The sequence below is a fragment of the Nonomuraea sp. GTA35 genome (assembly GCF_041950525.1).
In the GTDB taxonomy this organism is placed as follows: Bacteria; Actinomycetota; Actinomycetes; order Streptosporangiales; family Streptosporangiaceae; genus Nonomuraea.
The window spans coordinates 145957-167671 of record NZ_JBGNUV010000008.1 but is presented as its reverse complement, the minus strand read 5'-3'; the positions used below and the strand labels follow the sequence as shown (position 1 = coordinate 167671).

The 21715-nt window shown below is 71.9% G+C and carries 20 protein-coding genes; 11 read left to right on the top strand and 9 right to left on the bottom strand.

Annotated features, from left to right (window positions below):
• Window positions 1–53 precede the first annotated feature (53 nt).
• From ACBJ32_RS32505 to ACBJ32_RS32495, 3 genes are read left to right on the top strand one after another with little or no spacing between them, the layout of a single operon-like run.
• Window positions 54–947, top strand: coding sequence for an ABC transporter ATP-binding protein (locus ACBJ32_RS32505; protein ID WP_375129983.1), 894 nt, complete (start codon window positions 54–56; stop codon window positions 945–947).
• Entirely contained in the window at window positions 944–1777 is an 834-nt protein-coding gene (locus ACBJ32_RS32500) for an ABC transporter permease (RefSeq protein ID WP_375129982.1), read from the top strand. The genes ACBJ32_RS32505 and ACBJ32_RS32500 overlap by 4 nt, the downstream gene beginning before the upstream one ends.
• A 5-nt stretch (window positions 1778–1782) precedes the next feature.
• A complete protein-coding gene (locus tag ACBJ32_RS32495) occupies window positions 1783–2898 on the top strand; it encodes a DUF418 domain-containing protein (RefSeq protein WP_375129981.1) in 1116 nt (371 codons plus the stop codon).
• A 64-nt stretch (window positions 2899–2962) separates the two neighbouring features.
• Here ACBJ32_RS32495 and ACBJ32_RS32490 read toward each other — a convergent pair whose 3' ends face one another.
• Window positions 2963–3508 (bottom strand): YciI family protein, encoded by a 546-nt coding sequence (locus ACBJ32_RS32490; protein WP_375129980.1) that lies wholly within the window; start codon window positions 3506–3508, stop codon window positions 2963–2965.
• 204 nt (window positions 3509–3712) lie between these two features.
• Between ACBJ32_RS32490 and ACBJ32_RS32485 the strand changes: the two genes are divergently transcribed.
• On the top strand, window positions 3713–4996 hold the full coding sequence (locus ACBJ32_RS32485) for an FAD-dependent monooxygenase (RefSeq protein WP_375129979.1): 1284 nt from the start codon (window positions 3713–3715) through the stop codon (window positions 4994–4996).
• Between the two features lie 439 nt (window positions 4997–5435).
• Here ACBJ32_RS32485 and ACBJ32_RS32480 read toward each other — a convergent pair whose 3' ends face one another.
• The 5 genes from ACBJ32_RS32480 to ACBJ32_RS32460 all read right to left on the bottom strand — a co-directional run bounded on the left by ACBJ32_RS32480 (window position 5436) and on the right by ACBJ32_RS32460 (window position 11319).
• Complete coding sequence (locus ACBJ32_RS32480) at window positions 5436–5843, bottom strand: S26 family signal peptidase (RefSeq protein WP_375130288.1); 408 nt, start codon at window positions 5841–5843, stop codon at window positions 5436–5438.
• Window positions 5843–7669, bottom strand: a complete 1827-nt coding sequence (locus tag ACBJ32_RS32475; protein ID WP_375129978.1) for an ABC transporter ATP-binding protein — start codon at window positions 7667–7669, stop codon at window positions 5843–5845. The genes ACBJ32_RS32480 and ACBJ32_RS32475 overlap by 1 nt, the downstream gene beginning before the upstream one ends.
• Window positions 7666–8214, bottom strand: a complete 549-nt coding sequence (locus tag ACBJ32_RS32470; protein ID WP_375129977.1) for a TlpA family protein disulfide reductase — start codon at window positions 8212–8214, stop codon at window positions 7666–7668. The genes ACBJ32_RS32475 and ACBJ32_RS32470 overlap by 4 nt, the downstream gene beginning before the upstream one ends.
• A gap of 53 nt (window positions 8215–8267) precedes the next feature.
• Window positions 8268–8447 (bottom strand): hypothetical protein, encoded by a 180-nt coding sequence (locus tag ACBJ32_RS32465; protein ID WP_357893810.1) that lies wholly within the window; start codon window positions 8445–8447, stop codon window positions 8268–8270.
• 160 nt (window positions 8448–8607) lie between these two features.
• A complete protein-coding gene (locus ACBJ32_RS32460; protein WP_375129976.1) occupies window positions 8608–11319 on the bottom strand; it encodes a BTAD domain-containing putative transcriptional regulator in 2712 nt (903 codons plus the stop codon).
• 167 nt (window positions 11320–11486) lie between these two features.
• On the opposite strand from ACBJ32_RS32460, the gene ACBJ32_RS32455 reads away from it, so the two are divergent.
• The 3 genes from ACBJ32_RS32455 to ACBJ32_RS32445 all read left to right on the top strand — a co-directional run bounded on the left by ACBJ32_RS32455 (window position 11487) and on the right by ACBJ32_RS32445 (window position 14884).
• Window positions 11487–12011: a MauE/DoxX family redox-associated membrane protein gene (locus ACBJ32_RS32455; protein ID WP_375129975.1), complete on the top strand. Its 525-nt coding sequence runs from the start codon at window positions 11487–11489 to the stop codon at window positions 12009–12011.
• A gap of 191 nt (window positions 12012–12202) precedes the next feature.
• A complete protein-coding gene (locus ACBJ32_RS32450; RefSeq protein WP_375129974.1) occupies window positions 12203–13033 on the top strand; it encodes an SAM-dependent methyltransferase in 831 nt (276 codons plus the stop codon).
• A 360-nt stretch (window positions 13034–13393) separates the two neighbouring features.
• Entirely contained in the window at window positions 13394–14884 is a 1491-nt protein-coding gene (locus ACBJ32_RS32445) for an alpha/beta fold hydrolase (RefSeq protein WP_375129973.1), read from the top strand.
• A gap of 216 nt (window positions 14885–15100) precedes the next feature.
• On the opposite strand, the gene ACBJ32_RS32440 is transcribed toward ACBJ32_RS32445, so the two are convergent.
• On the bottom strand, window positions 15101–15475 hold the full coding sequence (locus ACBJ32_RS32440) for an STAS domain-containing protein (RefSeq protein WP_375129972.1): 375 nt from the start codon (window positions 15473–15475) through the stop codon (window positions 15101–15103).
• Between the two features lie 330 nt (window positions 15476–15805).
• Between ACBJ32_RS32440 and ACBJ32_RS32435 the strand changes: the two genes are divergently transcribed.
• The gene (locus tag ACBJ32_RS32435; protein WP_375129971.1) at window positions 15806–16306 is read left to right on the top strand and encodes a MarR family winged helix-turn-helix transcriptional regulator; all 501 of its coding nucleotides are present in this window, start codon (window positions 15806–15808) and stop codon (window positions 16304–16306) included.
• Between the two features lie 511 nt (window positions 16307–16817).
• On the top strand, window positions 16818–17468 hold the full coding sequence (locus tag ACBJ32_RS32430) for a Pr6Pr family membrane protein (protein ID WP_375129970.1): 651 nt from the start codon (window positions 16818–16820) through the stop codon (window positions 17466–17468).
• A 110-nt stretch (window positions 17469–17578) separates the two neighbouring features.
• Here ACBJ32_RS32430 and ACBJ32_RS32425 read toward each other — a convergent pair whose 3' ends face one another.
• Window positions 17579–18043: a MarR family transcriptional regulator gene (locus ACBJ32_RS32425; RefSeq protein WP_357893790.1), complete on the bottom strand. Its 465-nt coding sequence runs from the start codon at window positions 18041–18043 to the stop codon at window positions 17579–17581.
• A gap of 30 nt (window positions 18044–18073) precedes the next feature.
• Between ACBJ32_RS32425 and ACBJ32_RS32420 the strand changes: the two genes are divergently transcribed.
• Window positions 18074–19183: a GNAT family N-acetyltransferase gene (locus ACBJ32_RS32420; RefSeq protein WP_375129969.1), complete on the top strand. Its 1110-nt coding sequence runs from the start codon at window positions 18074–18076 to the stop codon at window positions 19181–19183.
• Between the two features lie 180 nt (window positions 19184–19363).
• Here the strand turns inward: ACBJ32_RS32420 and ACBJ32_RS32415 are convergent, their stop codons facing one another.
• Window positions 19364–20065 (bottom strand): 2-phosphosulfolactate phosphatase, encoded by a 702-nt coding sequence (locus ACBJ32_RS32415; protein ID WP_375129968.1) that lies wholly within the window; start codon window positions 20063–20065, stop codon window positions 19364–19366.
• Between the two features lie 181 nt (window positions 20066–20246).
• Between ACBJ32_RS32415 and ACBJ32_RS32410 the strand changes: the two genes are divergently transcribed.
• Window positions 20247–21581: a cytochrome P450 gene (locus ACBJ32_RS32410; RefSeq protein WP_375129967.1), complete on the top strand. Its 1335-nt coding sequence runs from the start codon at window positions 20247–20249 to the stop codon at window positions 21579–21581.
• Window positions 21582–21715: the final 134 nt, after the last annotated feature.

Below are 21715 nucleotides of genomic sequence, written 5' to 3'. Positions count from 1 at the left end.
CGCCGGCATGCGCTCCGGCACGAGGTCATCCGATCACGAAGAGAGGTCATCTCATGACGAAGAGCAACGACATCGTGCTCGACGTCGGCGGGCTGCGCATGCGCTACGGCTCGCTCGACGTCCTGCACGACGTCACGTTCCAGGCCCGCCACGGCGAGGTTCTGGCTTTGCTGGGACCGAACGGCGCGGGCAAGACCACCACGATCGAGATCCTGGAGGGCTTCCGCATCCGGTCGCAGGGCCGGGTCTCGGTGCTCGGCGCCGATCCCGCGCACGGCGACGAGCTGTGGCGGGCCAGGCTCGGGATCGTGCTGCAGTCCTGGCGCGACCACGGCAAATGGCGGGTACGCGAATTCCTCGCCCACCTCGGCACCCACTACGCCCCCTACGCCGCCCCCGGGATCCCGCGGCCCTGGGACCCCGACGAGCTGATCGGGCGGGTCGGCCTGACCGAGCACGCCGGCAAGAAGCTCAAGACGCTGTCGGGCGGCCAGCGGCGCAGGCTCGACGTGGCGATCGGGCTCGTGGGGCGCCCGGAGGTGTTGTTCCTCGACGAGCCGACCACCGGTTTCGACCCGCAGGCCAGGTCCGACTTCCACGATCTCGTACGCGACCTGGCCGACGCCCGCCAGACCACCGTCCTGCTCACCACCCACGACCTGGACGAGGCCGAGAAGCTGGCCGACCGCATCCTCGTGCTGAACGGCGGCCGGATCGTCGCCGACGGCACCGCCGCCGAGCTGGCACGGCGGATCGCAGGCGAGGACGAGGTGCGCTGGGTGCGCGACGGGCGGCGGTACGCCGACAGGACGCCCGACTCGACCGCGTTCGCCCGCGAGCTGTTCGCCCGCTACGGCGACGACGTCCAGGAGCTGGAGGTCCACCGGGCCTCGCTGGAGCAGACGTACCTGGCGCTGGTGCGCGAGGCCGAGGGAGTGGCCCGATGAACGCGACCGTACTGCGCGCGGGCTGGTCCCGGGGCCTGATCGAGCTGCGGCAGTCGTTCACCAACGGTGCCGAACTGTTCTCCCACTTCCTGTGGCCCGCACTGATGGTGGCCACGCTGTTCTTCATCCGGGACCTGCCGGTGGGCGCCCTCCTTCTCGGCGCGCTGGCCTTACCCGGCATCCTCGGCATGAACGCCGCGACCGGCCTGATCAGCATGAGCCAGCAGCTCACCGCCGACCGCGAGGACGGCACGCTGCTGCGCGCGAAGGCGACCCCGCACGGCATGCCCGCTTACCTGATCGGCAAGGTGATCTCGGTGTCCGGCGGCCTGCTGGCCGACCTGGTGATCTTCCTCGTGCCCGCCGTGCTCCTCGTCGAAGGCCTGCGGATCGGCCCGGACTCCTGGCCGGCCCTGGCCTGGGTGCTGGCGCTCGGCCTGGTCGCGACCCTGCCGATCGGCGCGGTCCTGGGCTCGGTGTTCACCACCGCCCGCGCCCAGGGGCTGGTTCAGCTGCCGTTCCTCGCCTTGATCGGGATCTCCGGCATCTTCTACCCGATCACCGCGCTGCCCGAGTGGCTGCAGTGGACCGCCCAGATCTTCCCGATCTACTGGATGGGGCTCGGCATGCGCTCAGCCCTGCTGCCGGACTCGGCGGTCGCCGTCGAGATCGGCGAGTCCTGGCGGCACCTGGAGACCGCCGGAGTGCTGGGCGCCTGGGCGGTGCTCGGCCTGCTCGTGGCGCCGGTCGTGCTGCGGCGGATGGCACGCGGGGAGTCCGGCTCGACGGTGGCGGCACGCCGTGAGCGTGCCCTGCAGCGGGTCGGGTGAAGGCCGTGACCGTCACGACGGTGACCGGCCGATCCCTGGCGCCGGACCTGGCCCGGGGCGTGATGCTGCTGGCGATCGCGGTGGCGCACGCGCCGGTGTTCGCCACCGGCACGGCCTTCGGGGTGCTCGACGGCGTGGCCGCGTTCCTTGACCATCTGCTCGCCCACAACCAGGCCCGGCCGATGTTCGTGTTGATGTTCGGCTACGCGCTGGGCCAGTTCGCGTACCGGCATCAGGTGCGGGGCGGGGACTGGGGCTCGCTCAGGAAGCTCTTGCGGCGCCGGAGCCGATGGCTGATCGTCATCGGATTCGTGCACGGAGTGCTCGTGCCGCTGGACATCATCGCGGTGTACGGGCTGACGTTGCTGATGCTCGTTCCCCTGGTGCGGGCCCGGGACTCGGTGTTGTGCTGGACGGCCGCCCTGACCCTTCTCCCGGCGGTGCTCGTGACCTCCGGGCCGGTCCTGCTGGCCTTGGCCGGCGCCGTCGACGTCGCGGGGGCCGGGATCATGCCGGCCGACCTCAGCTCCCACCTGCTGTCCGGCCTCCAGATGTGGCCGGTGAAGACGGTCCTGGGCACGATCGACATCGTGCCGGGCATGATGCTGGGCATCTGGGCGGCTCGCCGCCGCGTCCTGGACGAGCCCGAGCGGCACCTGATCCTGCTGCGCCGCGTCACCGTGATCTGCCTCGGCGTCGCGCTCGCCGGCCGGCTCCCGGGAGCCCTGCTGCTGTCCGGCGCGTGGACGCCCCCCGCGCCTTGGGCGGCCGTCCTCGCACACACCCTCACCGGCCATGCCGGCGGCATCGGCCTGGCCGCCCTCATGGGGCTCATCGCGACACGGTCTCGCCCCGGCCCTCTCACCGCCGCACTCGCCGCCCTCGGCCGGCGCTCGCTGACCTTCTACCTGTTCCAGTCAGCGGTGTTCCTCGCCCTGTTCTACCCGTTCACGCTGGGCCTGTCCGACGACGTGGGCTTCGCCGCCGCCTTCGGAATCGCCCTCGCGATCGGCGCCGTCTCGATCGTCCTCGCAAACTGGCTGCATCGCACAGGTCGTCGAGGCCCGATGGAGGTCCTCCTACGGCGCCTGACCTACGGCCGCCGCAACACAACGGCCTAGTGTTGCTCACCATGTCGAACCCGGCTCGCGCCCGGCTCTGTGCGGGTTCACACCGCGCCGTTGATCACCGTCGTCCGCCGAACTCCCAGTCGTGCACCTCGATATCGGCATGGCGGTCCGGGGCCAGGATGGTGCGGGCCGTATCCCGATCCGTCGCCCGGATCAAGGCTGCGGTGCCCAGCCAGGTCGCGCCGTCGTCGGACAGCAGCGGCCCGTAAGCGATCAAGTCGTCCCGCCGGTCGGGCGGTGGGACGAGGCCGGCGGCCGGACCCGTGCCAAGGCCCAGAACCAGATAGCGGTCGCCGCCCTCGCGGCCACCGGAGAAGTCCCACATGGTGCGGCCCAGCACGTTGCGCCAGCGGCGCAGCATCACGTCCCGGTACACGCCGGCCTGGAAGTTGGGCTCGTCGAAGGCGAACGCCCGCGCGGCGGCCGGGTCCGGCAGGTCGACGATGTGCACACTGCCGGTGGCCGTGTCGCCGTCGAGGGTGGGGCCGCGGGCGATCAGCCGATCATCGTAGCGGTCCATGTAGGACCAGTGCTCCTCGGCGAGCTTCTCGCGCAGCGCCGCGGAGCCGGGCCGGTCACGGTGGTAACAGAAGAATTCCATGTCGAGCCTATCTATCACGGTTTGCGGCAGGGGGGGCGGGCGCGTCGGGGGCAGGGGCGTCGGCAGGGCGGAGCGTGGACGCGATTTCGTTCGTGCCGATGAGTTTTGTGCGGATCCGTGGTCGACACGGGCTGGACACACCGGCAGCGGTGGGCCTGTGCTGGGAACACGTCCCGGCGCGGGAGGAAGCACATGGAGGCAGTGATGAGCGTCGACGACTCCAGCCAGGAGCACACCATCCGGACTGGCGAGCAGGGGACGCGGGTGAGCGGTCCCAGGGTGTTGGTGGCGGGGGCGAGCATCGCGGGACCCGCGCTGGCCCACTGGCTGCGCCGGCGGGGGGCCGAGGTGACCGTGGTGGAGCGGGCTCCCGCGCTGCGTCCCGGCGGGCAGGCGGTGGACGCGCGCGGGGTCGCCAAGGAGGTCATCCGGCGCATGGGGCTGGACGCGGCGGTGCGCGCGGCGTGCACCGACACCGCCGGCGCGCACACCGTGGACGCGGACGGGAACGTGCTGGAGACCTTCCGTGCCGACGACCACGGTGGCGACGGGTTCATCGCGGACATCGAGATCCTGCGCGGGGACCTGTCCCAGGTGCTCTACGACGACACCCGGGACGGTGTCGAGTACGTCTTCGGTGACCGGATCGCCGAGCTCGGCCAGGACGCGGACGGGGTTGACGTGGTCTTCGCCGGCGGCGACCGGCGGCGCTTCGACCTGGTGATCGGGGCCGACGGGCTGCACTCGCAGTTGCGAGCGATGGTCTTCGGGTCGCGCGAGCGCTTCATCCGCCATCTCGGGCTCGTGCTGGCCTTCTACAGCGTGCCCAACGAGTTCGGCGTGGACCGCTGGATGATCGACCATCAGGAGGCCGGGCGGTCCGCCGGCCTGCGGCCCATCCCCGACGCCACCCGGGCGATGGCCATGTTCTCCTTCCCCGCGGTCGACTTCGACGTCGATCACCGCGACGTCGCGGCGCACAAGCGCCTGCTGCGCGAGCGGATGGACGGTTTCGGCTGGTTGACCCAGCGCATCCTCGCGCACGTGGACGACGCCCCGGACTTCTATCTGGACCAGGTCGCTCAGGTGGTGATGGACCGCTGGTCGAGCGGACGGGTGGGGCTGCTCGGGGACGCGGCGTTCAGCGCGTCGCCGATGTCCGGGGCGGGCACCGGGCTGGCCCTGGTCGGCGCCTACCTGCTGGCCGGAGAGCTGGCCGCCGCCGGGTGGGACCCGGAGGCCGGGTTCGCCGGCTACGAGGCTCGGATGCGCTCGTTCGTGGAGGCCAACCAGGAGATCGGCCGGTTGCACGTACACAGCCTCGAGGTCCCGGGGCCGGACGCCGAGCCGGGCCCCGATTTCGCCGGCGAATGGTTCACCGAACTGGTCGAGCGTGCGATCAACGGCGTCGAGCTGCCCGACTACGCGGGGGTGCCGGACTCCGGGGCGTCGGCCGGGCTGCCGATGATCTCGTCGGCCAAGCCGTAGGTGTCACATGACGTGCCGAGAGGGACCACGCTTCGGTAGGACACCGCCGGACGACCCCCGGTCATGCCCCGGCACCCGCGGCTTCACCCGCCGTTGCAACCGGCAGCACACCGGCCCGCCGCCGTCCGCCGCACCCGGCCTCACACCCCGCAGGATCGGCGGAGCAGAGGTGAGTGGCTCCGTGCACTCCTCTCCCGGCGAACACCGTCGTCGCGTCGCCGAGACCGAGGAGTACGTCGCGACGCTGCACCGGACGGTGGGGGCCCCGTGCTCTTCGCGCCGGGCGAGCATCGGTTGCTCGTGGACCCGAACGCGAACGGGCCTGATCCTGGTCGACCCGGCCACCGGAATGCGCTCCCGCCCACTCGGCGGCCTGTTCGCCCGCCGAGTGGGCGGGAGCGCATTCCGGAAAGCCCCGTCAAGGGCCCTGTCGTGACGGTCAGGTGATCTTGCGGAGCACCACGCCGAAGAGGCGGTCCGCGGTCAGGTAGCCGGTGTGGCGGGAATCGTGGGAGCGAGCCGGATTGTCGCCCAGGACCACGAGGCATCCGGCCGGCACCCGATCGTCCTGAAGTGCGGGGACGGTGGCACGTGGTGCCGGATCGCCCGGTACGGCGGCGGCCCGCTTGATGATCCAGTACGTGCCCGGCCGGTCATGGGCGATGTCCCTGAGCACGACGACCTGCCCGGCACTCACCTCGTCGATGGGCGTCCGCCGCACCAGCACCCGCTCACCCGGCCGGTACGCGGGCAGCATGCTCTCCCCTCGCACGGTCACCACGAGATACCGCCGGCGCACCCACCACATCGCGAGCGCCCCGGCAAGGGCGAGCCCCACCAGCGCCATCACCGCGCCGCCTCCGTCAGGTCGTCCCGGTAACCGGCGGCCTGCCGGGTGAACAACCGTGCGTACGTGCCCCCGTCGGCCAGCAACCGGTCGTGGGTGCCCTCCTCGGCGACGACGCCGCCGTCGAGGACCACGATCCGGTCGGCGGTGCGTACCGCGCCGAGCCGGTGGGAGATCACCACACTCGTACGCCCGGACCGCAGCGACGCGAGCCGCCGGTGCACCTCGTACTCGGCCTCCGGGTCCAGCCCCGCACTGGGCTCATCGAAGATCATCAGGTCGCGGTCGTGACGCAGGAACGCCCTGGCGAGGGCCAGCCGCTGCCACTGCCCGCCGGACAGCAGCACACCGTCACCCTCCTCCGGGGAGAACGCCCGGCTCAGCAGCGTGCCATAGCCGTGCGGAAAACCGGCAACGGCGTCGTGGACGTCCGCGTCCCGCGCCGCCCGCTCGATCCTGGCCTGGTCCCCGGCGGCGGACAGGTCACCGATGGTGATGTTGTCGGCGGCGGTCAGCTCGTAGGACACGAAGTCCTGGAAGACCGCGCCGATCCGGGCGCGCAGCTTCTCCGGCGGCACGTCGCGCAGGTCGACGCCGTCCCACGTGATCGCGCCCCTGGTCGGGTCGTAGAACCGGCACAACAGCTTGACCAGCGTGCTCTTGCCTGCGCCGTTGTGCCCGATCAGGGCGACCGTCTCCCCGTGCGGGACGAACAGGTCCACGCCGCGCAGGATCCACGGATGGTGCTCGCTGTAGCGGAACCACACGTCGCGCAGCTCGATGCCCCGGCTCAGGGGCGGCAGCGCGCGAGGGCGGGCGGGCGCCGGCAGGTCGGGGGCGTCGGTCACGATCGCGACGTGGTGGCGGAAGGTCAGCAGATGCTCGTACGCCATCACCCCAGCGCCCACCATGCCGCTCAGCGCCGCCTGCACGCCGGCCACGGCGGCCACGAACATCGCCACGTCGCCCACGCTGAGCCGCCCCTGCCCGGCCGCGAGGATCCCCCACACCAGCCCGGCCCCGGACACGATCGCCGACGCGCCCGACAGGCTCGCGTGGATGACGAACTCGCGCCGGTCCAGCCGGCGGCGGGCGGCGTTCGCGGTACGCAGTTCGCCCAGCATCCGCGACCGCAGGAAGGCACCGAGGTCGAACAGGCGGATCTCCTTGGCGGCCGGCGCCGTGGACATCAGCTCGGCGTAGAACAGCTCGCGGCGCTCGGCCGGGCCGATCCGCCACAACATGGCGTTGCGCTGCCGCGACATCCGTACCTCGATGAGCAACGCCGGCACCGCCGACAGCACCACCAGGACGGTGAAGGCCGTGTTGATCAGCGCCAGGGATCCGACGAAGCCGGCGGCGGTCACGGCACCGCGAGCGGCCGCCAGCGCGGAGTCCACGAGCCGTCCCGGATGGCTCGCGCTCTGCTGGGCCAGCCGCAGCCGGTCGAGGAACTCCGGGCTCTCGAACCTGGCCAGCCCCGGGAGCCGGCACACCGCGGCGAACAACTCGTCCTTCGCGCGCAGCGCCGTCCTGCGGTCCACCTCAGCGCGCAGGTAGTCCCCTGCGTGCGTTGTCGCCGCGGCGGCCGTGGTCACGACGGCGACGGTGACCGCCAGGGCGAGCAGCGTACCGGTCTGCCGGCCCGCCACCCCGTCCAGCACCGCCTTGGTCAGCCAGGCCACGGCGATCGGCGTGGCGGAGGCCACCAGCGTGACCGCGAGGTAGCCGGCGACGTACCCGGGCGCCGACCGCCACACCAGCGCGGCGGCGAGCGTCCAGTCGCGCCCCGGTCCGGCCGCGCCGTCGCCGGCCGGTTCCGTCACGCCGGTGCCCCGGCCGGCAGGCGCGAGATCTCCGGCCCCACCGCCAGGAGCCTGCCGCCCGCCGCCACTTGCAGGAACGTCGGATACGCCGGCACCCCGAACGCCCTGCTCACCGCACCGTCCACGACCACCTGCGCCACGGGCAGCAGCATGCCGAGCATCTCCCCGGGCTCGCCCGCCCGGTCGTCGAGCACCGCCACCACCCGGGCCCGATCCTGCCCCGCGGCCCATGCGGCGAACGCGGGCAGCTTGTCGTGACAGCCCTGGCAGTCGGGCGACAGGAAGGCGATGACCGTCCCGTCCGGCAGCAGGTCCCGGGTCAGCCGGGTGCCGTCCGTGGTCGTCGCCTCGAACTCGCCGACGACGTCGCCCACGGCCAGCCGCCCGCCCGCGCCAGGTGGGCCGCCCATCAGGTCGACGGCCTCGTACAGGGCGTCGATCAGCTTGGTGTGCTCCTTGAGCCGCCGGACCACGCCGAGCGTCAGCACCAGGTCCACCGCGCACAAGACACCGACGAAGGCCACGACGGCGATCAGATAGGACATACGACACCTCCGTGTGGGAGTGCCCGGCCGGCCGCGCCGGCCGGGCACTCAGGTCATGAGCAGTAGATGTAGGTCTGGCAGGAGCCGCACGTCTTGCCGGTGGGGCGGTAGCAGCACCACCGGCCGGCGTTGATCGGACCGCAGCACTCCCAGCCGCAGTCGGCCGCCCGCGCCTCGGTGTGCGGCGCGACGAGCTCGAGGAGCCGGTCCGCCATCCTGGTCACGACGCGCATCGAACCTTCCTTTCGATTGGCGCGGCGGGCCCACGCCCGCCGCTCGTCGCAGCCTGGGGCAGAGGTTTCAGCGATTTCTCAACGAAGTCTTAACGGCCACGGCCACGGCAGGTCCCCGTACGTCCCAGCGGACGTGGCCGTGCGTGGACCTCAGCCGATCTCAGCGGACGTGGCCGTGCGTGGAGATGCGGTCGCGTACCTGGTCGGCGCGCGGGTCGCCGACGGCGTCGTACCAATGCGCGGCCTGCTTCCACGCCTTGAGCGCCGATGCGACGTCACCTGCCCGCAGGTGCGTCTCGCCCAGGCGAACCAGCGTGGCCGCTGCGGCGTGCGGGTCGTCGCAGCCCTCCAGCAGCTCCACCGCCCGCTCGAAGCCGGCCACCGCGCCACGGGTGTCGCCCTTGAGGTCGAGTACGTGGGCGATGCTGTCCCACGCGTGCCCCTCCCCCTGGGCGTAGCCGACCTCGGCCAGCATGCGCTGGGCGCGGCGGCAGTCGGCGAGCGCCTCGTCGTACGCGCCGGTCTCGGCACGCAGCCAGCCCGCGTTGTTCAGCGCCCGTGCCTCGCCGACGACGTCGCCGGCCTGCCGGAACAGCTCCATCGCGCGCAGCGTGTGCCGCAGCGCGGGGCCGGCGCCCTCCTTGCTCAGCACGACGCACATGCCCAGGTGGACGTGCGCCTCCAGGCCGTGTTCGCCCAGCTCGCGATGCAGTTCCGCGGCCCGCTCGAAATGGTCGACGGCCTCGCGGTCGCGGCCCAGCCTGGCGTGCGCGCGGGCGATGCTGTTGTGGCAGCGGGCCCGGGCCAGCCCGTCGCCGAGCCGTTCGGCGGCGGCCAGCGCAACCGCATGCATCCGCAGGGTCTCCTCCCACAGGCCGCGGCGCTGCATGAACTCGGCGAACGCCCACGTGAGCTGCCAGGCGTGCCGATCCAGTCCGGCCGCGATCGCCTCCTCGAGCAACGGCGGCAGGGCCGGGGACTCGTCGGCGTACCAGCGCAGGGCGTCGGCCGGGCCGGCGAAGCGTTCGGGCGTCGTCCCCCGGGCCGGAGGATCCAGGGACAGGCTGTCGCGGTGCGGATAGCACAGGTCGTTGGCGGCGCACGCCGTGTGCACGTAGTGGTCGAGCAGACGCCGGGTGGCGGCGCGCCGTACCGTGCGGCTGTCGGTGGCGTGGGCCCGTTCGGCGGCGTACACGCGCAGGAGGTCGTGCAGCCGCAGGTGGCCGAGCTCGCGGACGTCCACCAGGTTGACGCGCTCGAGGTGCGCGGCCAGCTCCTTCGTCCGGTCCACCGGCAGCGCGGCCAGGCTCGCCGCCGCGGCCGGTGATACGCGCGGGCCGGGGTGCTGCCCGAGGCGGCGGAACAGCCGGGCCACGGGCGCGGGCAGGCTCTGGTAGGAGCGCCCGAACACGCCGCGCAGGTCGATCGCGGGATCGTCGTGGGCGAACGGTGCCAGGTCCGCGCCGGGCCGTTCGAGCTCGGCGGCGACCTCGGCCAGTGGCAGATCGACGCGCTGGGCCAGCCGGGCCGCGACGATCGCGAGGGCCAGCGGCAGCCGGCCGCAGCGCCGTACGATGCGGGCCGTCGCCTCCGGTTCCCCCGCCGGCCGGTGCTCGCCCAGCCACGCCACCAGCAGCCGGTACGCGTCCGTCCCGGGCAGGACGTCCAGCCGCAGCAGGTACGCGCCCTCGGTCACCGCCAGCCCAGGCAGCTCCGCCCGGCTGGTGACCAGCGTCAGACTGCCCGGCGCGGTGGCCAGCAGCGGGCGGACCTGCGCGGCGCTGCGGGCGTCGTCGAGCACGACGAGCACCCGGCGGGAGGCCAGCAGGCTACGGTAGAGACCGATCCGCGCCTCCGTCCCCGACGGCAGTTGCGCCTCCGGCACGCCCAGCGCGTTGAGGAACCTGGGCAGCACCGTGGCCGCGTCGGCCGTGCCCAGGTCGGCGTAGAGCTGGCCGCCGGGGAAACGGTCGCGGTGCAGGTCGGCCCAGCGCAGCGCCAGCGACGACTTGCCCACCCCGGGCGGCCCGGAGATCACGCACGCGGCGGCGGAGGGCCGGCGCCCGCCGATCATGGCCTCCAGGCGTTCGAGCTCCGCCGCGCGGCCGACGAAGTACCGCAGGGCGACCGGGAGTTGCGCGGGGACCAGGCGCTCGGTGACCTCGCCCGGGCGCAGCAGCGTGCGATGCACGCGTTGCAGGGACGCGCCCGGCTCGACGCCCAGCTCCTCTGCGAGCGTGGTCCGTACGCGGGCGAAGTGCGCCAGCGCCTCGGCCGTCCGGCCCCAGGCGTGCAGGGCCTCGATCAGCGCGGCCGCCACCACCTCGTCCAGTGGGTGCTCCTCGGCCAACGGCGACAGGGCGGTCACCGCGGCCGCGGCGTCGCGGGGTGTCATCGCCCGCGCCCAGCGCAGCACGGCCTCCTTGCGCTCGTCGCACAGGCGGCGGCGGGCCCGGTCCACCCACTCGCCGGGCAGGCCCGTCATCGGCTCGCCGCGCCACAACGCCAGGGCCTCGTCCAGCATCGGCACCGGGTCGGCCGCCGTCATCGCCCGATCGGCCAGAGCGCGGAACCGCGCCACGTCCACGGCCGCCGCATCGACGTCCAGCAGGTAGCCGCCGAGCCGGTGGACGACGGCGCCCTCGTCGGCCAGCACGTCGCGCCTGATGCGGGTGATGATCGTGTACAGGGTGCGCCGCGCGCCCTGCGGCACGCTCTCACCCCAGACGCGGGCGAGCAGCGACTCGACCGGCACCACCCGCCCGGTCTCCCACGCCAGTGCGGCCAGCGCGAGCGCTACCTGCGGAGGCCGCACGGCCCGGGGCTGCCCCGAGCGCTCGACCTCCACCGGCCCGAGTAAGCGAATCAGCACGACGTCCCTTCAATTGGATCTTCCGAGCGTAGCGAGGTGAAGGGCGCATCGGGGCGGCTGCTGGATTCGCCCCCCAAGCGTTCGGGGGCATCTGCCGGATTCCGGCCGGGTCTGTAGATCGCTTGTCGCTCTTGCCCGACTCGTCCGGTGGCGATTAGGTTGCGCTGGTGCAGTACGTCGATGTGGCCGCCAGAGCGCTGCTGCTCACCGTGTTCGCGCTCGCTCTGGTGAGCAAGATCACCAGCCGCGGGGCCTGGATCGCGTTCGCCGATTCGATCCGGGCGATGGATGTGATCCCCCGCGCGATGACGCCCGCGGCCGCGGTGGTGACGGCGGCGGGCGAGGCAGGCGTCATCGTGCTGGCCGCCGTACCGGTGCGGTGGGCCGGGTCGGCGGCGTTCGTCCTCGCGAGCTTGCTGCTCGGTTGCCTCACCGTCGCCGTCGTCATGGTCGTCCGCAGGGGCGCCGCGGTCCCCTGCCGCTGCTTCGGCGCCACCGAGACGACCATGGGCATGCCGCACGTGGTGCGCAACCTCATCCTCGCCGGGACGGCCCTGCTCGGCCTGGCCGCGTCGTTCGTCGGCGGCTCGTTCGACCCGCTCTTCACCGCGGTGGTCGCCCTCTTCGGCGCCGTACTCGGCCTGCTCATGGCCCGGTGGGACGACCTCTACTCCCTCCTCGGCACGTCCTGACCTGCTGGCCGCCGGCCGGCAGGTGGCGTCATACATCGGCCGGGATGGCCTTCACCCCGGCCCGGACCCATGGTCTCGTCGTCGGCGCGCGACACCTTGGTCACCGCGGCGCCGCACGCGAATGGGCCACAGGCGGGACAGATCCGCCCTAAGATCGGCGCCGGAAGATCAACGACAACAGGGGGCGTCACATGGCCGAGGCGGATCACCTACCTGCCGGCATCAACCCGAACGTGCCGAGCGTCGCCCGCATGTACGACTACTACCTCGGCGGCCGCGACAACTTCGCCGCTGACCGCGAGGCGGCCGAGAAGATGATCGAGATCGGCCGCCGGACGGGCAACGACGCCCGCGAGCTCGCGCTGGCCAACCGCGCGTTCATCGGCCACGCCGTACGCATGCTCGCCGAGGCCGGGGTGCGCCAGTTCATCGACATCGGCGCGGGCCTGCCCACTCAGGACAACGTCCACCAGGTGGCCCAGCGACATGCCCCCGGCTCCCGCGTCGTGTACGTCGACAACGATCCCATCGTCCTGGTCCACGCCCGCGCGCTGCTGGCCAGGGACCCCGACGTGCTGGCCGTCGAGGGCGACCTCAAGGACCCCGACGCCATCCTGGACGACCCGCGCGTCACGGAGCACCTCGACCTCTCCGAGCCGTTCGCCGTCCTGCTGGTCGCGGTGCTGCACTTCATCCCCGACGACGCCGAGGCCAACCGGATCGCCGCGCGCATCCGCGACCGGCTCGGTCCCGGCGGCCATCTGGTGCTGTCACACCTGCTGTACTCGGGTGACGCCGTGAAGGGCGCCGCCACGGCCGGCCAGCAGGTCTACTCCAGCACGACGTCGGGCGGCCTGGCGCGGCGCGGCTACGACGAGATCGTCCCCTTCTTCGACGGCCTGGAGCTGCTCGGCCCGGGTGTGGTGCCGGTGACCGACTGGACGCCCGACGCCTCCCCTGGCGGCTCGTACGACCTGTCCAGAGGCGGCGTCCTGGCCGGCGTGGGCCGCGTCAAGTCCTGAACCCCGCCCGGCGCGAACGCTCAAGCGTCCGATCCGCGCGGGAGCCGCAGCACCCTCTCGGTCGAGGTTGTCAGGGACGTGCGGCTCTCACAGGACCCACATGTGCCCAAATTCTGGCGTTATGTCAACAGCGCGGCCGTCTCCTGTTAGATTCGGGAGTCATGATCAAGGAGAGGCGCGTCCACCGCCCCGTCACGGGTCGCTGAGGCGTAACGGGGTGCTCCACGGTTCGGGGACCTTCGACGGGGGTCTGATCCTGTCCCCGCGCGGCCGTCCGGTACGGCGAGGCCAGGACCCGATCGTGTGCCGTGCGAGCAGCCCGGCGTGCAGATCGACGCGCCGATCGACGATAGGAGCAATGTGCTGAGAAGAACTCCCCTGCTCGCCACCGCCCTCATGGTGTTGACGACGCTGTTAACCGTCCCGATGGCGGGGACGGCCGGCGCGGCGGTGACCGGGCAGGACGTCACGGATGCCGTCGGCAAGCGCGGCATCACCTGGGGGCCGTGCGAGGAGGAACCCACCGTCGAGTGCGGCACGCTGAAGGTGCCCGTCGACTGGTCCAGGCCCTACGGGCCCACCATCGACCTGGCCCTGGCCCGCCGCAAGGCCACCGACCCGTCCGCGCGGATCGGCTCCCTGCTGAGCAACCCGGGCGGTCCCGGCAACTCCGGGGTGAACGGCATCCTGCGGCCGTCCGGCTTCAGCGAGGACGTCCAGCGGCGGTTCGACATCGTCAGCTTCGACCCTCGCGGCGTCGCCCGCAGCGGCTCGGTGACCTGCTCGGCCTCGGTGTACAACCAGATGCCGAACCCGGTCATGACCAGCCAGGCCGACTACCTCAAGTGGGTCGCGTTCGACGCGAGGCTGCGCTCCGACTGCCGCAAGCTCACCGGCCCCGTGTACGACCACCTCGACTCGGTCAACGTGGCCCGTGACATGGACGCCATCCGCGCCGCGCTCGGCGACGACAAGCTGACCTCCTACGGCGTCTCCTACGGAACGCTGGCCCAGCAGATGTACGCCGAGCTGTTCCCCCACCGGATCCGCGCCATGGTGCTGGACAGCAACATGGACCATAGCCTGGACGCCAAGGCGTTCCAGGTGAGCGAGGCGGCCGCCGTCGAGGACAGCTTCGACGAGTTCGTCGCCTGGTGCGAGCGCGACAGCGAGTGCGTCCTGCACGGCCGCGACATCCGGGCGCTGTGGAAGGGCCTGCTCGAGAAGGCGGACCGGGGCGAGCTGTTGTGGCCGGGCGACGGCCGTCCGGTGAGCGCCCACAACCTGCTGTGGCTCGGCGTGATGCTCAACGAGGGGCCCGCCTGGCGGCAGGAGGCCAAGGTGCTGCGCGCGCTGGACGGCGGCCCGGTGCCGGACGACATGCCCGGCCCTCCCGGCAACTGGCCCGTGAACGGCGAGCACGCCGAGCTGCCCACCGCGATCCTGTGCGAGGACTGGAACCTGTCGCTGCGGAGCTACGGCGAGTACGCCGAGGTGATGCGTGCCTCCAACGCGGTGGCCCCGGACATGCGGTACAACCCGATGCCGATGGGCGACATGCCGATCTGCCAGGGCCACCCGGTCAACAACCCGCAGCACCCGCTGCAGTACAGGGGCAGCACTCCGCTGCTGGTGACCACCACCATGCACGACCCGTCCACGCCGTACGCGTGGTCGGCCAACGTGGCCCGGCAGCTCGGCCCCAAGGCCACCCTGTTCACCTACGAGGGCTGGGGCCACGGGGTCTACGGCATGACCGAGTGCACGACGGCCGCCATGGACGACTATCTGATCTCGCTGACCGTACCCGCCAAGGGCGCCCGCTGCCCGGCGGAGGAGCCGCAAGGCTAGGCGGAACGGCGGTGTGAGGCACGTCCGGTTCGGGCGGGCGGCACGGGGAACAGACCGATGGCAACACCGGGAACTGCGCCCCGTGCCGGCCCACACCGGCCGCACCGCTCCCTCGCCCTGGCCGGCGCCATCGCGGTGCTGGACGCGGAACGCCGCGCTGGAGGGCCGCCTGATCGCGGCGACGCTGATGCCTTCGGCATCGCCCGGGCCCGGGCGCTATTGCCGGAAGCCGGTGAGCTCGATGAGGGCGTCTGCGACGGACGGGAACAGCTCGAGGTCGTCGACCGCGTGACCCGGCAGCACTCCGCCATCGATCACGATCAGCCGTCCGTCGGCGGCCCTGGCGTGCTGGGAGGCCGACGAGACGATGTCGCAGCCGCGCCCGTCGATCGCCGTCAGACAGGTGAGGTCCATGACCAGCAACGGGGGGATCCGGCTGACCAGGGCGTTGACCACGTACTGCTGGAGAATCAGGCAGGCCACGCCGTCGAGCCGCCCCGCCAGGGACAGCAGGGCGACGTCCCCGTGCCGGTCAAGGCGGATGTCGAAGTCGGGATCGTCCGGGTGAATGTCCGGCTCCGCGGAATCCATGATGTACGTCCCTGGTCCGAAGGCGCGCTTCTACAGCGCCGACCAGACTTCCCGGCTCACCCTGAGACGACCCTAGCAGTCCGTTGCCTTGTGCAACGCTCGCAGTGCGAAGAAGGCCGGAATGGCCGAACGGCACCTCCGAACTCAGTTGCACCATGCAAGGATATTCGGACAAGCAGCGTGGACGGGTCGAGCCGCCACGCGGCATCGACCACGACATCGCCGGGCGGGGTGACGTGGGGGTGGCCAGGATGATGTCGTGGTGTGCCGCTCTCTGGCGCAAGGCATCGCTTCCCCTGCTCGACGCCCGACCGTGTACAACTAATCACCATGAAGGAGCGCTCACCGGACCGGGTGGACACCGAGGATCTCCAAGCCGTCATCTCGGCTGTCCTCACCGGGTCACGGTTGCTGGTCGCCATCGCCGCCCGATCCCTGGCCGCCGTCCAGGACCAGGTGACGCTCCCCCAGTTCCGCATGCTGGTCGTGTTGTCCGCGCACGGCGAGACCAAGCTCGTCACCATGGCCGACGCGCTCGCGGTCAACAGCTCCACTGCCTCGCGGATGGCCGACCGGCTGGCCACCGCCGGGCTGATCGCGCGCGAAGTCAACCCGCACAACCGCCGGGAGACCCTGATGCGGCTCACCCCGGAGGGCCAGCGGCTGGTCGACGATGTCAGCACGCGCCGCAGCGAGGAGATCGCCGGCATCGTCTCGCGCCTGACGCCGATGGAGGCCCAGGCGTTGATCGCCGCCATGACGGCGTTCAACAGGGCGGGCGGCGAACCACCGGCGACCCTGCGCCATCCCCTCGGCTGGCCGGACCAGTAGGCCCGTCACCCCTCAGCCGCTCCATGCCCGGCCTGCCCGGTGCGCCCGAACTCCTTTCTCAGGCTGGTCCACGCCGGGGTCGGCGTCGGCGATGTGATGCTGACCTCGCCCTGGCGGCGGCCGCGATGGCCGAGGACGACGTGGCCGAGCGGCCGCGAAGCGCCCACCGCGCCCGCGCCGTGCTGCACAGGGCACTGTTCACCACGGACCGGCCACACCTGTCACCTCCCTCGATGATCGGCTGACGGAGGAAAGCCGAAGTCGTCGTGCCATTCGATCACGGGGGTCTGCCCGCCGAAGGGAATCGGCAGCCAGACGTAGTCGGCCACGGACGTGTTGACGTCCAGACGTGAAGAGGCCGGGGTCGCGCCCGGCCATCGGCATGCCCGGCTCCACGCTGACCATCAACGGCAGCCACCGCTACCGCGCCGTGCAGCCCTGAGACCCGATCCGCGGGAGATCGCCTCCTTCCTGAACGCGCTTCCGTCGCGCCCCGCGCTAATGTGATCTTGTGGCGGACGTGCGTGCGGGATGGCTGACGGCATGGCGGATCCTGCTGATCACGGCGACCGTGGCGGGCCTGGCCTGCCTGACCTCGTCGATCGGCCGCCCGTGGGCGTACTTCACGGTGCAGAGCAACGTCATGGTGACGCTCTACTACGGCTGGCGGCTGATCATGGGCCGCAGGCGGCCGGCCTCCGCCGACGTCAAGGGCGCGGTGACGCTGTATCTGCTGGTCACCTGCCTGGTCAACTACGTCTCGCGCGACCTGGAGAATCCGCTGGCGTTGCTGGACGGGGGCGGCGCGCGAGGGTGGGGCAACTTCCTGCTGCACTACGTGACGCCGCTGATGGCGGTGGCCGACTGGGCCGCGTTCGACCGGGGACGCCAGGCGCGGTGGGCGGCACCGTTCGCCTGGCTGGGGTATCCGCTCCTGTACGGCGCCTTCGTGCTGCTCGCCGCCCCTCACCTGCCGCGCCGCTACGTCTACCCGTTCCTGAACGTGGAGCGGCTGGGCTGGCCGACGGTGGCGTCGGCGGCGGCCGGCGTGCTGGTCGCCTTCGTGGTACTGGGCTACGCCCTGGTCGGCCTCCGCCGGCTCACGGCCCCCGGACCGCCGAAGAGCTCGCAGAGTGCCTCGACTGTGAGCGAGCGCCGGTGACGGCCGCTGCGAGTGGCTTTCCAGGCCCGAGCCGGCGACGACGGGGCGCTGCCGGCGCGCGCTGCCCCGTCCGCCGGTGCACTGATGCTGCTCGGTTTCTCCGGTGGTGGTCAGGTGGGTTCTTCCAGTTTGCGGGCGATGTTCTCCAGGGTGGACAGGTCGGTGGGTGAGAGCCGGTCGATGACGTGGCGGCGGACCGATTCCAGATGGGCCGGGGCGGCGTCCTCGAGCGTGTGCAGGCCGTGCTCGGTGAGGACGAGATAGCAGCCGCGGCCGTCGTCCGGGTCGGGCTCGCGCCGCACGAGACCGCGGGTCTCCATCCGGGTGGCGTGCCGTGACAGGCGGCTGCGGGACCAGCCCATCTTGGCGGCCTGCTCGTGCAGCGTGCTGGTGCGGCCCGGGCGCTCGGACAGCGTGCTGAGCACCTCGTAGTCGGCTTCGGACAGGCCGATCGCGGCCAGGTCGTGCGCGGTACGCGACTGGATCGCGATCATCATCCGGCGCAGCGCGCGCCAGGCGCGTTCCTCATCCGCGTCGAGCCAGCGCACCGTCTCGGGAGACCGCTTCTTTGACATGTAAACAAGTTACCAGCTACGTTCGTTTCCATGTCAACGAAACCTGTGCGGGTCCTCGTCCTCACCTGCAGCACCCGGCCCGGCGCTCTCGGCCCGGCCGTGAGCCAGTGGCTGATCGACACGATCACGCCCCGGGCCACCGAGCTCGGCGCGGAACTCGTGCCGGTGACCCTCGGCGACCTCGCCCTGCCCTTCCTCGACGAGGAGCACGAACCGGCCTCCGGCCGCTACCAGCACGAGCACACCAAACGATGGAGCGCGATGGTCGACGCGGCCGACGGCTTCATCGCCGTCACCCCCGAGTACAACCACGGCATGCCGGCGGCCTTCAAGAACGCCCTCGACTACCTGAGCCGGGAATGGGCGTGGAAACCGATCGGCTTCGTCAGCTACGGCAACACCTCAGCGGGCACCCGGTCGGTCCAGCACGCCAAACAGGTGGTGACCACCCTGCGCCTGGTACCGCTGGGCGCCACCGCCGCCCTGCGCATCGCCGACACCGTCGAAGGCGGCCGGCTGCGCCCCGACACCGGCCGCGACCAGGTCGCCGTCGGAGTCCTGGACGAACTCGTCCGCCTCGCCCACGCCCTGCGGCCGATGCGCGAGCAAACCCGCACCAGGCCTGCGGAGACGACACCCCTGCCGGGCTCGTACACGCGTGCGCTGACCCCCGACGACGCCGCGGAGGTCCTGGTGCTCCAGCGCTGCTGCTGGGTGGAGGAAGCACTCGCCAACGACACCCTGGCCATCCCCGCCCTGACCGAGTCGCTGGAGCAGGTCCGCACCTGGCTGGCCACCTGGCAGACCACAGGCCTGTGGCGAGACGGCCGGTTGCTGGGCATGGTACGCACCCGCCGCCTGAACAACGACTGGCACGTCGGCCGCCTCGCCGTCGTCCCCGACCTCCGCGGCCACGGCATCGGCCGCTGGCTCCTGCGCCAGGCCGAAACCGCAGCCGACCCCGGCTGCCACCGCGTCGTCCTGTCCACCGGCGCCCAGAGCCGGCACAACATCCGCCTCTACCACACCCAGGGCTACCACACGGAAACGACCGACGACACGACAACCCTCCTCACCAAACCCCTGCCCGCCAACCACACCCCCGGAACCGCCGGCGAAAAGCTGGCCCAGGTGAGATGACGAAACCCCGCCGCCCCCAGACGAACCACGTGGACCCGGCACACCCAGTCGAGGCCGGCTGCTTCGTCGATGAGCTTGCCAGCTCGGGCCCGCCTCAGCACGGCGGTGCAGCCGCGGGCGATGTCCTGCTGGAGGACGCGGCCAGCGCCTGCCGGTTGGCGAGGGGAACCTCACCAGCGATCAGATCGAAGCCTCGCCGGCCGGCGAAGGCACGGCGCGCGGACGCAGGACCATGAGCGAGTCGTCCATGGTCGCCACCATGGCAAAGGGGAACCGGTCGAGCTCAAGGCAGAGTGCGACGTCATCAGGATGGGCTCCTTGACGCACGCCCTCCGCCAGCTCGACGGCGGCGCGCGACTCGCCGGCGCGGCGAAGGAACTCGGTTGCATCCGTCCCGGCCCCGGCGGCCCTGCGAGCGATGTACTGAGCGCACGCCAGATCTTCATCGGCGTTCCCGTCCTCGCCGGTGACCACGAACGTGACACTGTCACACTCGCGTGCCCGCAAGAGCCGAGCCGTTGCCTCCGCCACCACGAAGCTGGCGCACAGCACCAGCGACGCCTCCTTGACCGCGAGCGCGCCGACCGTCCCCGCAGTGGTCTTCTGCACGACGGTCCGGCCGCCGAAGCTGACGGACCGCAGCAGGGCCGGCGAGTTCACAGCGTCGAACCCGGGCGCGGGCGGACCGTCTTTCAGCGCCACCCAATCCGGGTGGCGAGCCTTGAGCGCCAGGGCTTCGTCCAGAGACCCAGCAAGAACGATCCTCTCCGCGCCCTGGGCAAAGGCCCAGGCAGCCACCGTGAAAGCACGCATGACGTCGACCACGACCGCCACGGCCGGGGCTTGGACCAACTCAGCGATGCCAAGGAAACGAGCGTCCATCCGGTCATGATCGCGCATACCCGACCGAAACGCACCCGGACAATCGGAGTCGCGCGGACAGGCGGTCGACAGGGCGGCTGCCGTCTTTGCCCTGTCCAGGGCTGGTCGCCACCTTTTGGCCTTCACTTATAGTAATTGATTAACTACTATTTGTGGTATCCGCAGGTCTGGAGGCCTTCCCATGGTGCAGGCGACAGCCGAGATACCGCACGCGACCAGGCTGGAGAGCCTCACGTTCTCCTTGCTGTACTCCCTTCCGGAGTTCGCCCGCGGCCCCGTCATCCGCAGACCCTTGATGATGCGGCAGCTCGCCCGGCTCGATGCGCAGGCCGCGGCCCAGCGCTTCTGCATGAGGCTGCGCGTGCGCTACGGCGGCCGCTCGCTCTATGTGAAGGGCCCGCGGGGAAAGGTGCTCCTGCTTCTCTCGCAGGGCGACGTCGAACGGGTGCTGACCGGCAGCGACTCGGTCTTCTCCCTTCGTACGGAAGACAAGTGGCGCGCGTTCTCGCCCGTCCAGCCGGACAGCCTGCTGCTCTCGCGGGGGAAGTCGCGCGAGGACCAGCGCCGGTTCACCGACGCGGTGCTCCAGCCGGGAAGGGCGCCGCACGATCTGGCCAGGCGGATCGACCAGGTGATGGCGGAGGAACTGGACGGGATCTTCGGCCACCGCCCGGCCGTCGTGAGCTGGAAGCGGCTGCGCGACGGCTACTACCGGGCGGTCCTGCGGCTGGTGCTCGGCGATGCCGCCCGCGACGACGTCCAGATCCTTTCGGCGCTCAACGCGCTGCGCCGTGAGGGCAACTGGGTGGGCCTGCGCCCCTGGCGGGAGAAGAGGGTGCGTAGACTGCGGCAGGCCATGATGGCGCGGATCGAACCGCACGTGGCGGCGGCGGCCGACGGGAGCCTGGCGGGCCTGTTCGCGGCCGCGCCCCAGAGCCCGCTCACCCGCCCGGCCGTGCAGGTGCCGCACTGGCTGATGGCCCTGGAGGGGATCGGCACGACGGTGCTCGGTACCACCCTGGCGCTGCTCGCCGGCCATCCCGAGCACTACGAGCGAGCGCGGGCCGAGGCACGGGCGGCCGGCGGCGACCGGGAGCATCTGCGTGCCTGCCTGTACGAGTCCCTGCGCCTGTGGCCCCTCGTGCCCACGCTGCGGCGGGTCGTGACCACGCCCACCGGCTGGCACGGAGCCACGCTCGCCGCCGGGACCGACATCACCATCCCGGTCGCCGTGCACAGCCGGAACCCGCAGATCGACTACGCCGACACCTTCACCCCGCAGGCCTGGCTGGACGGCCGGGCCTCGGCCGACTGGTGGATCGTCCCGTTCTCGGCCGGGCCCGGCCGCTGCCCGGGGGCCGACCTGGGAGGCCAGGTCGGGGCTGCGGTGCTGGCCACGCTGCTACGCCAGTACGACTTCCATCCGGCCGGCCCGGAACTCGGAGCGGGTGGCCCGCTGCCCAAGACCCTGGACCCCTTCTCCCTGCGCCTGAGCGTCCGGCCCGGACGTCGGTGACGTAGCCCGCGCCGGCGGCGTTCACGTCGCGCGGGCCCTTCGCCGTAGGGCCCTCGCCCGTGCGGCCCTCGCCCGTGCGGCCCTGGGCCCGTGCGGCCCTCGCCCGTGCGGCCCTCGCCGTGGGGCTCGGCCGC